Below are 14,370 nucleotides of genomic sequence, written 5' to 3' on the forward strand. Positions count from 1 at the left end.
TGCACTGCCATCACAAAACGCCGTACCATAAATGCAAAGATGATAGTTATAGCAATTTGGTGCTTGTAACAATGAATGTTCACCAGTTGCTTCATGCAAAAAAGCCGGAAACAATCCAGTTTTATCTGGATATCATTAAACCGGACAAAAAGCAGATGACTAAAATTAACCGCCTAAGAAAAATGCTTGAGTTGGCAAGTATTTAAAATAACGTGTTTAGTTTCAGATATAGTTTAAGTTGCAAAATTTAGTTTTGATAGAACGCCGTGTGCGGGGAAATTCGCACGCACGGTGTGGAGTGGGGGAAAAGTTAGAGATGATATCAAAGACTTACCTATCACTATGAAAAGAAGGCAGTGAAATAATAACCGATAACTGTCAGCTGACGATCTTCGGTGGATTTGCACCGAACTCAGAGACTGCACAAACTCTATCCAAAGCACTTGGGAGCAGAACTGTCCTAAGCGGAAGCATAAGCAGAGGGAAAAATGATCCGTCACAAAGCCTGCAAATGATAGAAAGACCGCTGTTTACAGCAGATGAACTCAAGTCACTGCCAAAGGGCAATTTTGTAGTAATGAAAACAGGCGTACATCCAATGAAAACAAAGTTGAGACTATTCCTCGACTGGGGTATTACTTTTGAAAAAGCATATGAAACAGAAGAAAAATCCCATCGTAAGGTTTACTATGCCGACAAGGAAGAGCTGGAAGAAAACATTATTAGGCAGACAATGGCACTGGAAATTGAAGAAGATGAGCCAGAGGACAATGTCGGTGAAAACAAGCAAGGTGGTACAATCCATTCTCCTGAAATGGAACAGCCTGAAGAAACCAACTCAAAGCGTAAAGCAATAATCAGGACATAGGAGGAATGCAGATTTGAGCTTTTTTGGCAATTTATATCGGGAGGAGCTGCCCTCCCGTGCAAAAACTTTATACATGTATCTGAAAGACAGGAGCAATGCAGAAGGTGAATGTTGGCCAGCCATAAAAACCATTGCCAGAGACACATCAATGTCAGTCAGTACTGTAAAAAGAGCTATAGCTGATTTAACACAGCACGGTTTGATATGCAAGGAAAAACGCTATAGGGAGAATGGCGGTAATTCCTCGAACAGATATTTTTTGAAAGAATAAATGCCTATTTCGGTTTGTGAAAAGGCATGTTTGACCGCCAAGGGGAGGCTTTGCCTTTTTCTTGGACTGGGGTGGAGTTCATGGTGGACGGACAGGAAGGGAACACTTTAGAAATTTATTTAATAGCAGAGAAAGAATAAGCATTTGTGTTACTAAATATTCGTTGAAGAAAATATTTTAAAATTTGTATAACGCAACTGCATCAAACCTATCAGTCTGTGTGAAAACGAGAAAATGTTTTGGTAGGAGGCGTGAAAACCCAAATTAAGTTGGAAACGCAACGAAATTATTGGGTATTAACCAAAACGCAATATCATGATAATGTCTAGAATCTCTTGAAAATAAATGTTTTACATGTACTCCTCAAACTGCCTGATACCCCAAAAAAGATAAATTAGTTCAGTTCGACTCCACCTCCAAATAAGAACCAAAGTTTTGATACAATGCAAAGCCACTGATTTCAGTGGTTTTTGTGGATAAATATAGGGTTGCGTTTCTTTGGAAATTCATTGTTGTGTTGTGAATGTAAGGGAATAAAGCACTGGGGTGTTCAAACTACAATACATAAATACTGTAAAAGAAATAACGTTGTAGTTAAAAGAATAACAGACGTTAAGTTTATTTAAAGGGATACACATTTAACTCAAAAACAACTAGCAGAAATTATTGGTAAGAGCCAAACTACCCGTAGGCTATCTATGTAAAAAATATGATATTAAGATAATAATCAAAAAAACTATATTGCTGATGAGCAAAAAGAGTTAATTTAAAAAAATAACGATAAATCTGCAAGTGAATTAGGTAAAATGTTGTCTTATTCAACATCAGCACATGGACTTTTAGTATTACGAAATGATCGCTCATAATCTTTTCAGAGTGTGGCCTTGATTTGCCTGAAACTGTTGACGTTATTCGGCTAGCGGTATATAATATATCCTGATCATAGTGTTCACGGTATTGCGAGGTGCAAGATGGAATATATGACAATCCAAGAGGCAGCTGAAGAATGGGACATTTCAGAACGTCGTGTTCAAAAGCTCTGCGTTGAAGGCCGTTTAGCAAATGCAAAAAAGTTCGGTAGGCAGTGGGCAATCCCCACCACCACCGAGAAGCCTTCCGATGCCCGTGTTAAAAGTGGCAAGTATTTAAAAACGCCAGCTTCTTCAGAAGAAGACTACAATGAAATAAAGAATGAAAGGCTGGGTTCACATATGAGTACCACAAATGATAAGCCAGGATTTTCACCAGAAGATGTCCTGGAACAGATAAACTATGCGAAAATTGCAAAATTAATTCCAAACGAAACATACGACTTCGTGGACTTATTCTGTGGCTGTGGTGGTATGTCTTACGGCTTCCATAAAATGGCAGCTTTAACTGGCAGACTGCGCTGGGCAGGTGCTATCGATATTGATAAGCACGCCATAGACACCTATGAAAGGAATTATGGCCACAAGCCTACAAATTTAAACCTGGCTGAAGAAGACGTCAATGTGATTAAGCAGTCGCTCGACCTGAATGAAAATAATGAACTGATCCTAATCGGTTGTGCTCCATGTCAAGGGTTTTCTGCGCACCGAAAGAAGGATCATCGAGGTCCTGATACCCGAAATACTCTGGTAGGCCGGTTCGCAGAAATCGCCGTGGCTATGCAACCGAAGCTGATCATTATGGAGAATGTTCCCGACCTGCTGGCCAAGAAGCACTGGCATCACTATCAGGCGTTTAAAAACACAGTGGAAGCAGCAGGTTATAATATCGCAGTGAAGATCTTAAATATGGCAGATTTCGGCACACCGCAGGCAAGATTTCGTACGGTTCTATTAGCATCCAGGAACTTTATTCCGACTCTCCCTGAACCAGTCTTTAAACCAGAACAATACAGAACCGTACGCGATGCAATTGGTAACCTTCCGCCTCTCGCTGCAGGGGGTATAGATCCTGACGATTCGATGCACATAACATCGAAGCACCGTAAGGAAACGATCGATATCTTAAAGCAGGTGCCAAAAGATGGTGGTAACAGACCACGCGGCGTAGGGCCGCAGTGTCTGGATAAGGTTGCGGGCTTTTCTGATGTGTATGGAAGACTTGCTTGGGATAAAACAGCAGTTACCATTACAGCAAGGTGCAGAACACCTTCTTGTGGTAGATTTATACATCCAGAGCAGGATCGAGGTCTGTCTGTAAGAGAAACGGGAATTTTACAGGGTTTCCCAGTTGATTTTTATTTTGAGGGCCCGTTTGATGATAAGTATAAACAGATAGGAAATGCAGTATCCCCAATTTTCTCCACGCGTATCGCTGCACATGTGCTTACGATGCTGGCAGGTCAGAATCATGGAGAAACAGTGGAAACGATAGATGAACCGTATTTTAGTTCCTATAGCGGAATGATAGCCCACGTAAAAAATCAGGGCGCGGAAAGTAAGGATAAACAATGGAAAAGGAATACAAAATAATTGATTGTTTCTGTGGTGCTGGCGGACTTTCTCTCGGTTTTGAGAAGGCAGGATTTAAAGTCCTGTACGCCTTTGATTTAGATGAGACTTCTATTAATACATATAAGCACAATCCTCAACACCACCACGGTCAAGCATTTATACGCGACATCTATAACGTGAGCAAGAAGAGCATCGAGGAGGATCTCGGGCATAAGCTTGGCGAAATTGATGTTGTAATCGGTGGGCCACCCTGCCAGGGCTTTAGCGTACAAAGGCGCGGCGGTGATAATGACCCTCGTAATAACCTGGTTCTCGAATATATCAGAATGATAATAGACATCAAACCTCGCTTCTTCGTAATGGAAAATGTCGGAGGCTTACTGTCTCCGAGAGGTATTCCTTACCTGGCACAGCTGACAGAAAAGCTTGGTGAAGCCGGTTATAGCATTCAGAGACAGAAGCTAACTGCTTCTGACTTTGGTGTTCCCCAGAGAAGAAAGCGCGTATTTATCATTGGCGAGCGCATGGACGGCGAAACACAGATGTTTGAGTTCCCGAAACCGACTGGCGAGCCTGAAAAGACGGTCCGTGATACGATTTTCGATTTGATTGATAAAAATGAGAACGATATTCCGAATCATAAATCGGATAAGCTGTCTGCCGTTAACCTAAAGAGGATACAGGCCATTAAAGAAGGTGAAGGCCGTGACTCCTTACCGAATGAGCTCCAGCTGGAATGTCATAAGAAGAATACGGGACACCGTCATCTGGACACCTATGGCCGGATGGCGTGGGATAAGCCAAGTCCGACCATAACAGCACGATTTGATAGCTTTTCCCGTGGCCGCTTTGGCCATCCAGTACTGGACAGAACCATCACGCTGCGTGAAGGTGCTCGCCTGCAGACTTTCCCGGACGATTTTGAGTTCCAGGGGAATAAAGTCGAAGTTGCCAAACAAATCGGCAACGCTGTACCGCCAGTATTGGCCAAAAAAGTAGCAGAGCAGGTCAAGGCTTGCCTGCAAAAAGAGGATGATTATAAAAAGCAAAAGGGTTTATGACGGAGGTGTAAAGGTATGCAAAACTCATCTGGCAATAGTTCACTGCACGACTTGCTCTACAAAGTCGTGTCCGAGTACGGCGAAATATACAACGAAGTTACGAGTAAGCAGGAGTTTAAAAATCCGTTTGGCGCTCTCATACGTCAGGATATTCCCGCCAAACTTGCTGCAATTCCCGAGCTTGATAGCAATACCTATATTGTAAAGGGACGACATGGTGCGGGCCGCTGGTCAGCCACACCCTGGATTGCTGTTTATGATAAGCGAATTACAACTTCCGCGCAGAAGGGTGCGTATATCGTCTATCTGGTGAACAAGGATACCAAAGAACTGTATCTTTCTTTTGGATTAGCTGCCACAGAAGCTGCTATGGGCGATACCGAGTCTTCCGGGTCTGGGTTTATTAGCATCGCGAGATCTACCGATGTCCGTACTTATGAAAAACTCAAGGCCCGCTGTGAGCAAATTCGCAATGATATAGGTGTGTCCCGCTTCTTGGCTGACGGGGCCATACAAACCGGTTCTGAAATTTATGACGCGGCATGCATTTGCTACACCAAGTATACCCTCGATAACCTCTTGGATGACGAGGGATTAAAACACGACCTTTTGGATTTCGTGGATCTGTATAAAAAATATTATGATGTCTATGTGAGGGGTGGTAATGTGACTACATATGTCGACGAACATTGGCCTTCTGGTGCACGCGATACCACAGAGTTTCCAAATGTGGCATTGCAATTTGATGTCTCACTTCGTGAGCATCTGAAAGCTTTTTGTGCAATGAACGGTGTCGGCTGGACTGATTATGATGGCCAGAACAAGGCAAGCGGACTTGACGCGTCAGGCTCAAGACTTCGTACCTATCGTAAGATGTATGAGAAGTTTGGCCTGATTTACAGAGAAGAAGATAAAATCTATCTTTCTCGCTTGGGTCATCAGATTGCTGCGCTCGAATCCGACCTGGATGCTCAAAAGGAAACAGTTCTGAATAAGCTGCGTATAACAGCTATTCATATCCTCTCCAGGTATCAACTGCGAAACCCCGTAGAAGACTATAACCTTCCTGAAAACTGTGATGTTCTTCCTAGCATCGTGATCTGGAAGGCAATGATGATGCTTGACAGAAAACTGCATTATGAGGAAATGAATAGAGTTATCCTTCGTGTCATGAGGATGACGGATCTTGATGAGGCTATTGAAACCATCAAGACGGCGCGCGATCAGTATGGTAACTACACTGGAATTTCATCCAGCGTGCTTGATAACGCACTGGGAGAGAGCGTGCACACAGAACAGGTACCTGCGCGTATCGCTCCATGGTTTTCGTTTGTCGGTTGGGGCGGACTCATTATTGAACAGAACATAGATTCAAAGGGTTTTAGAAACTTGAGAAAAGGATCCATTCCATTTATTGAAACGATCCTGGAAAACCCTCCAACCTATTATGAGGCAAAAGACGAGGAAGACTGGCTGAACTATTATATTGGAAGCTCCATGAAAGTTGAAGAAGAGAAGAAAGAGGAACCAACCATGAGTGAAGAGGCTGAGTCTGCTAAAAAAGTATTTACTCCGCACGAACCGCGCGGAGTACAGCCATGGCCGTTTAACCAGATCTTATTTGGTGCGCCCGGTACAGGCAAAACATACTCCACCGCTGAGTACGCTGTAGCTATTGTTGAAAAACGTCTAGTTTCTGATGTGCAGACCTCTGAGGCAGAGCGTAAGGCTCTTATGGCAAAGTATAACGACCTCGTTGACCGTGGATTTATTACATTTACAACGTTCCATCAAAGCTATGGATACGAAGATTTTATTCAAGGCATCAGACCTAAACCAATGGCCGGCACGGTTTCTTTTGAGCAGGTTGATGGCGTTTTCAAGAAAGTTGCCGATAAGGCTCTGGACGATCCCCATAACAACTATGTTATTGTCATCGATGAGATCAACCGCGCCAATATTTCGAAGGTATTTGGTGAACTAATCACGCTTATTGAAGAGGATAAACGCTGGGGCGAGTTGAACCAGTTGTCGGCAATATTGCCTATGGGTGAAGCTTTTGTGGTTCCGAACAACCTGTACATCATTGGAACGATGAACTCGGCTGACAAGTCTATTTCTCTTATCGATACCGCTCTCAGACGTAGATTTTCTTTCATTGAGATTCCGCCAAAGGAAGACCTTATCGGCGATGGCACCTTAAAACAGGTTATGCACGAATTGAATGAATACCTGAAAAAGGAGCTTCGTAATACAGACCTGCTGATTGGCCACGCCTATTTTATCAATAAGACAACAGAGAATCTTATTGAAATCATGAATAACCGTGTTATCCCTCTGTTGTACGAATACTTCTATGATGACGAGGCAAAGGTCAAAAAAACACTGGATTGTTTGAAGAACACCGAATACGAACTTGAGCCGAAGCCACTAGGAAGAGTGTGCATACGGAAGAAGGTTTCTCATGATTAATACTTTTGAATTTCAGAAAGTTAAAACCTCAAAACTACCGAGTGTCTGGTGCGAAGACGGTGCGTTGGAGGAACTAGAAAAGTTTCTGCAGAGCAACTGGGAACAGCGCGGCATATTTTATTCTGATAAGAAGGTCAGTAGCCGCCAACAGTTTATTGATTTTGATCGGAGGGATGGCTTCAAAACTCAGAACTACATCGGAACCATTACCTTCCGTGGTGAGCAGCTAAACATCTTCCCCAAAATCTATAAAGAGGATGAGGCTGATTATAATGCCAGCGAGCTCGTTATTCAGGACCTGATTTATGACCTAATCATGTGGCTGGGTTATTGTGACAAGTTCCACTTTCCCTTTGTAACCATGAAGGGAGAAATGGATAATACAGAAACTTTCCTGGAGCTGCTTATCACGGTTTATGTCCATTACGTTAAGGCGGCAGTAAATCGCCAGCTTTTTTTTCGGTACGAGGAAGTTGAAGAAATTGGTAGTATGCCCAAGGGCAAAATCAGCTTTAATGACTATGCTATAAGGAGATATCCTGCTGGTCAGTGGAACAAGCTCCAATATACCTATTCCAATTTTGTTTTTGATAATCTGCTCAATAGGATTATAAAGTGTACCTGTAGGATGCTGGATGGAATAACCACTCAGATTAACAATCGTCGAATCATCCACAATATTCTGATGAAGTTAGGTGATGTGGCAGATGTTAACTGTATGCCATATGATTGCGATGCAGTCCATCTTAATGCACTACAGGCAAATTACAGTATTATTCTCAGTATGAGTAAGATGTTTCTGTTGAATAAAGTGTCGTCTCAAAGTATGGGTGTGTCGGAAACTTTTTGCTTTCTATTCCCGGCGGAGCTACTCTTCGAAGGTTTTATTAGCGGATTCATGCGCAAAGCCTTCAGCGATCGGGTGAAGCTATCCACGCAAACAAGAGACCTATTCTTGACTGAACTTGTGGTAGACGGTGAAGTTGTCGGGAACCGCTTCCAGTTGAAAGAGGATATCGTTATCCAGGCCGATGATGTTATTATTGTTCTAGATACAAAGTATAAAGAAATTGATCGTCTTGATAAAATTAAGGAGGACAGTGGCCGGTTAGGAATTACGGATGCAGATATGAAACAGATGGCAGTCTACGCAAACCGTAGAGGAGCTAAGCGGATGTATCTGCTTTACCCGCTTTACCGTAACACAATGCCCGATAAGACTGAGGTTGTTTTCAATATTATTGATGGCAGGGGTGACGCGGCAGTAAAAATTCCTCTTCAGATTTTACAGGTACCGTTTGCCTTTGGCGACGATGTAGAAAAAACAAAGAAGCTGTTATATGATATTCTTGGTAAGATAGTTCGGCACAATAAAGATTACTTAAGTCAGTAATAAATTGCAAGGTTACATATATGTCTGATGTGTTTTCAAAAGGCAAACTATTCGAAATAATGGACAAGGTGTGCTCTTCTGGTTCGGACATAGAATTCGTTTGCTTGGGGGTATCTGTCCTATTAAGAGGGCCTTTATTCACTAGTCCTAAATCTTCAAACATTCTTTTAAGTTCAATCTGTCCATCTGAATAGCCAACCTTTTTTGCAAAATAATCTGGAAATATTGACAACTCCATACACGTCTAAAGTAATACACATAACCGCCTGTTCTACAAAATTATTTCTGCAGAGCAGGCGATTACTTTACTGTCACATTCTTAAAAAAATCCCCTTCCGCCCTATACGGCATATTAAAATCAAACCCCATCCTATTCATTTCCTGCATTTTTATTAACAGAAGGTTTATATGGGAATTTAGACTGCTTGCAATCTGGGCAACGTCATAGCCAGCTCTTGCTAAAGAAAGCACATCCTCGTTTTTTAGAAGAACATGCGCAGCAAAGGCGTTAGCCTCATACTCAGTGATGCTCCTGATGTCAAATAGGGCAAATTCTTTTAAGCCGTTGCTTGCCAGATCCCGGTGGAAAATATCGTGACCAAGCTCATGGGCAAGAACTATCTGAAGCATGCTGCCGTCCAAGTTATTATTCAGAAATATGAAACGGTGTTTCCACCTGCAGGTGTACATGCCGAGTAGATTTTCATAGTTTTCATAATAAAGCTTGATTCCAAGCTCATCTGCTATCTTAAGAGCGTTAGTTGTACCGGATTTTTGTACAAGCTGCGTTGCCTTTTTATATATTTCAAAAGAGTTAATCAAACTAACACCTCCCTGCAGAGGAACTAAGATCCCCGGTAAACATAAATAAATACAAAAATCAATAGCCCAAACGGGATACAGCTATTTTCTATACTTCTTGGGAGTATATTTTATATTATCCTCTTTTGCATCCCAATAAGCCTGCTGAAGAGAACGCATAACGGCATCTTTATCAGCTTCTGACAATTCTCCGCCTGCAAATAAACCGCCAATTTCGGTAACCAATTCGGCTGCTTGCTTTGCAGCACGGTTGCCATACTTTTCTTCTGCATTTACAATGAATTCTTCGTCTTCTGTAAGGAAATAGTTAATATCTAAATCAAAATATTCTGCTAACCTCGTGTAAATTTCTCTTTTTTTGGGATAGCTTTTCCCAGCCTCATAGCTTATAACAGTGCGTAGTGATACCCCTATCTCCTTTGCTAGTGCTGTCTGATTTAATCCTTTTTCTTTTCTCAAGTCTTTGAGTTTTTCACCGAATTTCATGGTAGCCTCCTCGTGAACATAGCATTTTAAATTTATTGACAAACATATGTTCTTCACATATAATTACAAATATGAAGAATAACTGCATATTTATTTTACGTTAAACTTCATATTTTGTCAATGAAAAACTGCGGTGTGGCAGCCTTAATATAACCCGAATACAATAAATGGAGGAATATTATGAGAACAACAAAAACGATGAAAAGTATATCGCTTATGTACGATGGAATGAATCTTGATGAAGAACAGGTTTACCACAAGGCAAAATTGCTTCTTGATATTTACAGGGATGTGGTCTGGAAAACAGTGCAAGAGGTCAACTTTGTAAGAGAGGTATGCGAATCATACTGCAGCCAGAACTTAAATGTGGCATTGACTTATTTGGAGGATTTTGCGCCGACGGAGCAGAAGGAAACATTTATAAACAGGATTTCATGCATCTTTGAAACATCTTGGATAATAGAATTGATTGATACAGCGCTGCTAAAGATATATGAGTATCACACCAATGGAAAACTTTATCATGAGATATTATCCAAGAGTTACGTAAATTCAGTGGCGATGAATGAGCAGGAGCTGCTGGAATGTCTTTCGATGGAGAGAACAAGCTTTTATATGAGAAAGAAAGAAGCCATTAAGCTATTTGGCATAGCGTTATGGGGGTATGCACTTCCAAAATATAAAGCTGTTTTCGTAGAAAGTACTGGAAATGAAAATGAATATACATACTTTTTTGAAGAAGAATTGAATCATGCGCGGATATAATGCGAACATATTTTGAACTAAATACGGAGTAAGCGTGTACGGACTTTCAACTTACAATACTATATAATCAGTATTATGGGACAGCTGTAAAATAAAATTATATAAAGAAATATGCCCTAGCATTTTAGGTGTTAGGGCTATTTTTATGTCCTTTTTTAAGTAACGGCGGAAAAGCCGGGAGTAACAGAAATGTTATTCCCGGCTTTTTTTCTGCCCATTTTCAGGAGGAAGAATGAAAAAGCCAACACACGCTTTACAGATCAAGTGCCGCTCTCCTCCATTTCTGATTTTGAAACAAACCCATTAAAAAAATCAGAAACGGAGGAAATGCCATATGGCAGCGAAAAGAAAAGTACCAAATTATAGAAAGATGTATCCAGCGGCAAGTGAAGAAGTAATAACCGTTTTAAGGCAGAGCGAAAGAAAGATGCAGTATCAGGAATATGATCTCAAAGTAGAGCGGTTTGCAGTAAATGAGGAAAAACAGAAAGTCTTTTTTATACCGGGAAGGGAAGATTCATTGGAACGGATGGAAGATGAGGATGTCCAGTTCGGGGATGAAAACACCAATGTGGAGGAAGCAGCAATAACAGCTATTATGCTTGAAAAACTTCTTGCAGGTCTGAAATGGCTTACGGTCGATGAATATGAGCTGATTGTTGCTCTGTTTTATGATGGAAAAACAGAACGAGAATATGCGCAAAGCAAAGGTGTTTATCACAACGCCGTACATAAAAGAAAGATACGCATATTAAAAAAGTTAGAAAAATTTTTAGAAAAATAAAAATATTAGGGTGTGCAGCCTCCTTACTTATCGTGGAAATAAGTGAGGGGGTTTTTATCTTCTCAATTGATCTTTGATAATTTTATTTCCGATTTCATAGATACATTAGCTGATGAGCCTGAAAAGGACAAGCGACAAAGGCAGATGCGCCAGGACCACCTGTAAAGTCAAAATACAATCCATGCAAATGGATTTTTCTCTTAGAGAAAATTTATTTCTGACTTTATAAATGAGGCCAACAATAAGGTGCGAGCGGATCCATCCGGCCTGAAAACAGCAGATGAAACTTTTGTTTCTAACAGTTAGGCTGTTTTGCGATGACCTTATCAGCATATAATGATACTTCTGCCCAGCCACAAACATCGAAATGGGGGCAGCCTGCGGAGATCCCGGAGGAGGTGAGAATCCTATGATGAGGTTAACTGTCCTCAGTTTGTGAAATCGCCCAATGTCTTGAAAAAGGCTAGCACTGGGGAAGTTGTGTCTAATACAGTGCTTATGAATTAAAGAAAACTGACTTAATGTCAGAAGCCATAGGGATTACAAAAAGATAATTATTGCCGGCTTTTAGCAGACAGTAACTGGCTATGCTTTCTCTCTGCTTTTCGCTCTTGCGACTGCAGGAGGGCAGTAATCCCTATTTTTGTGATATTAAGTATATTAAAGATGATACGGAGAGGAGCATGCAAATGAAATTTGATATATATAAAATTGGAGCTGAAGCGGAAAGTGAGCATGAAATGTCAAAGGAGCAATCCAGACAGGAAGTGCACTACAAGATGGCTCGGAAGATGCTGCAGATATTACTCCGAAGAGGGATTGTGACAGAAGATGAATACGAAAAAATAGATGCTTTGAACCGCCAATCATTTTCTCCGCAGCTTGCAAAAGTATATGTGTAAAAACACTTGCTTTCAGGAATGGTTTGGAGTATTGTGTGTTGCTGACAAGGAAAATCATTCCTGGAAAGGAGAGAAAAACATATGGCAAAAAAGGTAATGAAAATAGAACCTGTAAGGCAGAAAGTGATACAGCAATTAAGACCGAAGAAACGAGTATGTGCCTATTGCAGAGTCAGTACCGATTCCGCCAAACAGCACACTTCCTATGTTGCCCAAGTAGAATATTACAAGGCATATATAGAAAAACGGAAAGACTGGGAATTTGCCGGTATTTTTGCGGATGAAGCAAAAAGCGGAACACAGGTCGGGAAACGAGAAGAGTTCCTGAGAATGATGAAGGAATGCGAAAACGGAAATATCGACATCATCATTACAAAATCCGTTACCCGATTCGCAAGGAATACCATTGACAGCATCGAAGCCATAAGAAAATTGAAATCTCTCGGCATCACCGTATATTTTGAGAAAGAAAACATCAGTACCATATCAGAACAGAGCGAACAGATGCTTACAATCCTAAGCTCCCTAGCACAAGGTGAATCGGAAATAATTTCCACCAATAATCGGTGGGGAATACAAAAAAGATTCAGGGATGGAAGCTACAATATTTCATGCGTGGCTTATGGCTATACAAAGAATGATAATGGCGAAATAACCATCAAGGAAGATGAGGCGAAGGTTGTCCGAAGGATTTACAGTGAATATCTGAACGGAAAAGGCTCATTTGTAATATCAAGGGATTTGACAAAAGACAATATACCTCCTGTAAGGACAGCTGAAAAATGGAATGACTGCGTTGTGAAAGAAATCCTACAGAATCCAATATATGAGGGTGACTTAATACTACAAAAAACCTACACCACTGAGGTACTCCCTTTCACGAAGAAAAGAAATCGTGGAGAGATGCCTCAGTTTTTTATTAAAGACAACCATGAGCCGATAATCACAAGGGAACAGGGCGAAATGGTGAGGGGAATTCTCGAATATAGAAGAAAGCAAATGAATATGGATGACAGCGGTAAATACCAAAACCGCTATGAATTCAGCAGTAAGATAATGTGCAGGGAATGCGGAGGAAACTTCCGCAGACAGAAAATTTACATCGGAAAGCCATACGAAAAAATACAGTGGAGCTGCAAAAATCACATTGAAAACAGCAGAATGTGCAGGACAAAACCCATCAGAGAAGATGCAATAAAAACTGCATACATTACAATGTGGAATAAGCTCGCAAGCAACCGCACCTTCATACTGAATCCCATGCTCGACCCCCTAAAAAACATGAGAGTAAGCAAGGAGCAGGAGGAAGAAATCGAAAACCTAAACAACAGAATCATGGAATTAACGGAGCAGAGCCATATCCTAAGCCGAGTAGTGCAGAAGGGATACATGGACTCTGCTCTATTTATACAGAAGCAAAATGCGCTAAATATTGAAATTGAAGAAATAAAGAAAAAGCGGAACAGTCTTTTTGATAACAACGGATTTGAAACAGAAATAGCAGGAACCGAACGGCTTCTGGAGATTATAAAATACAATCCTGAAATAACGGAAGCATATGATGAAAATCTATTTTTACATACAGTAAACAAGGTACTCATTGGAAGCAACGGAGAAATAACCTTCCGGCTGATTAACAATCTGGAAATAACCGAGTATGCGAATAAGGGCGGTGGCAAAGCATGATTCAGAGGCATATGCCAATTGGCTATAAATTGGTTAATGGCAAAATAGAGGTACAAGAAGAACAGGCGAAAACCGTAAAAAGAATATTTAAAGATTACATAAACGGAAAATCCATGACAGCCATTGCAAAAGAACTTACTGCCATGGAGGTCATGAATTCCAACAAAAAGCCAAACTGGAATCATGGATGTACTCAGACAGGATAATTGACACAACGGGATAACCCGAGATACGACGGGAGACCATAAGAAAACCCAGTATTTATGCGAGTTTGTGAGAGATACGGAAGGAAACACGGACAAATATAATGAGAACGGCATTGAGGAAATCGGTGTCGTCTTTTTTTATGTATTCAGGAGGAAGAGAGACCGTGCAAGCAAGAGGATAAAATGACGACAGTCAACCGATGAAGACAA

At 41.1% G+C, this 14,370-nt stretch carries 12 protein-coding genes and 2 pseudogenes; 12 read left to right on the top strand and 2 right to left on the bottom strand.

The genetic code is table 11. From position 1 onward, the window contains the following. From LY28_RS19370 to LY28_RS13520, 7 genes and pseudogenes are all read left to right on the top strand, one after another. Nucleotides 1–206, top strand: a pseudogene (locus LY28_RS19370) (group II intron reverse transcriptase/maturase); the annotation flags it as partial. A gap of 140 nt (nt 207–346) precedes the next feature. Further along, nucleotides 347–868, top strand: a pseudogene (locus LY28_RS13495) (TraM recognition domain-containing protein); the annotation flags it as partial. A 13-nt stretch (nt 869–881) separates the two neighbouring features. Then, nucleotides 882–1,139: a helix-turn-helix domain-containing protein gene (locus tag LY28_RS13500; protein WP_110462722.1), complete on the top strand. Its 258-nt coding sequence runs from the start codon at nt 882–884 to the stop codon at nt 1,137–1,139. A 971-nt stretch (nt 1,140–2,110) separates the two neighbouring features. Continuing rightward, nucleotides 2,111–3,601 (top strand): DNA cytosine methyltransferase, encoded by a 1,491-nt coding sequence (locus LY28_RS13505; RefSeq protein WP_110462723.1) that lies wholly within the window; start codon nt 2,111–2,113, stop codon nt 3,599–3,601. Continuing rightward, on the top strand, nt 3,580–4,644 hold the full coding sequence (locus tag LY28_RS13510; RefSeq protein ID WP_110462724.1) for a DNA cytosine methyltransferase: 1,065 nt from the start codon (nt 3,580–3,582) through the stop codon (nt 4,642–4,644). Before LY28_RS13505 ends, LY28_RS13510 begins: the two co-directional genes overlap by 22 nt. A gap of 15 nt (nt 4,645–4,659) precedes the next feature. Continuing rightward, a complete protein-coding gene (locus LY28_RS13515; protein ID WP_110462725.1) occupies nt 4,660–7,116 on the top strand; it encodes an MrcB family domain-containing protein in 2,457 nt (818 codons plus the stop codon). Then, nucleotides 7,109–8,509 carry an McrC family protein gene (locus LY28_RS13520; RefSeq protein ID WP_110462726.1) on the top strand — a complete coding sequence of 467 codons (1,401 nt, stop codon included), beginning with the start codon at nt 7,109–7,111 and terminating at the stop codon, nt 8,507–8,509. Before LY28_RS13515 ends, LY28_RS13520 begins: the two co-directional genes overlap by 8 nt. A 300-nt stretch (nt 8,510–8,809) precedes the next feature. On the opposite strand, the gene LY28_RS13525 is transcribed toward LY28_RS13520, so the two are convergent. Beyond that, a complete protein-coding gene (locus LY28_RS13525) occupies nt 8,810–9,331 on the bottom strand; it encodes an ImmA/IrrE family metallo-endopeptidase (RefSeq protein WP_207658098.1) in 522 nt (173 codons plus the stop codon). A gap of 81 nt (nt 9,332–9,412) precedes the next feature. Beyond that, on the bottom strand, nt 9,413–9,817 hold the full coding sequence (locus LY28_RS13530) for a helix-turn-helix transcriptional regulator (RefSeq protein ID WP_110462727.1): 405 nt from the start codon (nt 9,815–9,817) through the stop codon (nt 9,413–9,415). Between the two features lie 180 nt (nt 9,818–9,997). On the opposite strand from LY28_RS13530, the gene LY28_RS13535 reads away from it, so the two are divergent. The 5 genes from LY28_RS13535 (at nt 9,998) to LY28_RS13555 (ending at nt 14,160) form a co-directional block, all read left to right on the top strand. Continuing rightward, nucleotides 9,998–10,582 carry a hypothetical protein gene (locus tag LY28_RS13535; RefSeq protein WP_207658099.1) on the top strand — a complete coding sequence of 195 codons (585 nt, stop codon included), beginning with the start codon at nt 9,998–10,000 and terminating at the stop codon, nt 10,580–10,582. Nucleotides 10,583–10,916: 334 nt separating this feature from the next. Then, nucleotides 10,917–11,366: a sigma-70 family RNA polymerase sigma factor gene (locus tag LY28_RS13540; protein WP_110462728.1), complete on the top strand. Its 450-nt coding sequence runs from the start codon at nt 10,917–10,919 to the stop codon at nt 11,364–11,366. Between the two features lie 689 nt (nt 11,367–12,055). Further along, nucleotides 12,056–12,268 carry an SHOCT domain-containing protein gene (locus tag LY28_RS13545; RefSeq protein ID WP_133250196.1) on the top strand — a complete coding sequence of 71 codons (213 nt, stop codon included), beginning with the start codon at nt 12,056–12,058 and terminating at the stop codon, nt 12,266–12,268. 81 nt (nt 12,269–12,349) lie between these two features. After that, nucleotides 12,350–13,954 carry a recombinase family protein gene (locus LY28_RS13550; protein ID WP_110462730.1) on the top strand — a complete coding sequence of 535 codons (1,605 nt, stop codon included), beginning with the start codon at nt 12,350–12,352 and terminating at the stop codon, nt 13,952–13,954. Next, complete coding sequence (locus LY28_RS13555) at nt 13,951–14,160, top strand: recombinase family protein (RefSeq protein WP_110462731.1); 210 nt, start codon at nt 13,951–13,953, stop codon at nt 14,158–14,160. The genes LY28_RS13550 and LY28_RS13555 overlap by 4 nt, the downstream gene beginning before the upstream one ends. Nucleotides 14,161–14,370 lie beyond the last annotated feature (210 nt).

Origin of the sequence: Ruminiclostridium sufflavum DSM 19573 (assembly GCF_003208175.1) — a bacterium.
Lineage (GTDB): Bacteria > Bacillota > Clostridia > Acetivibrionales > DSM-1351 > Ruminiclostridium > Ruminiclostridium sufflavum.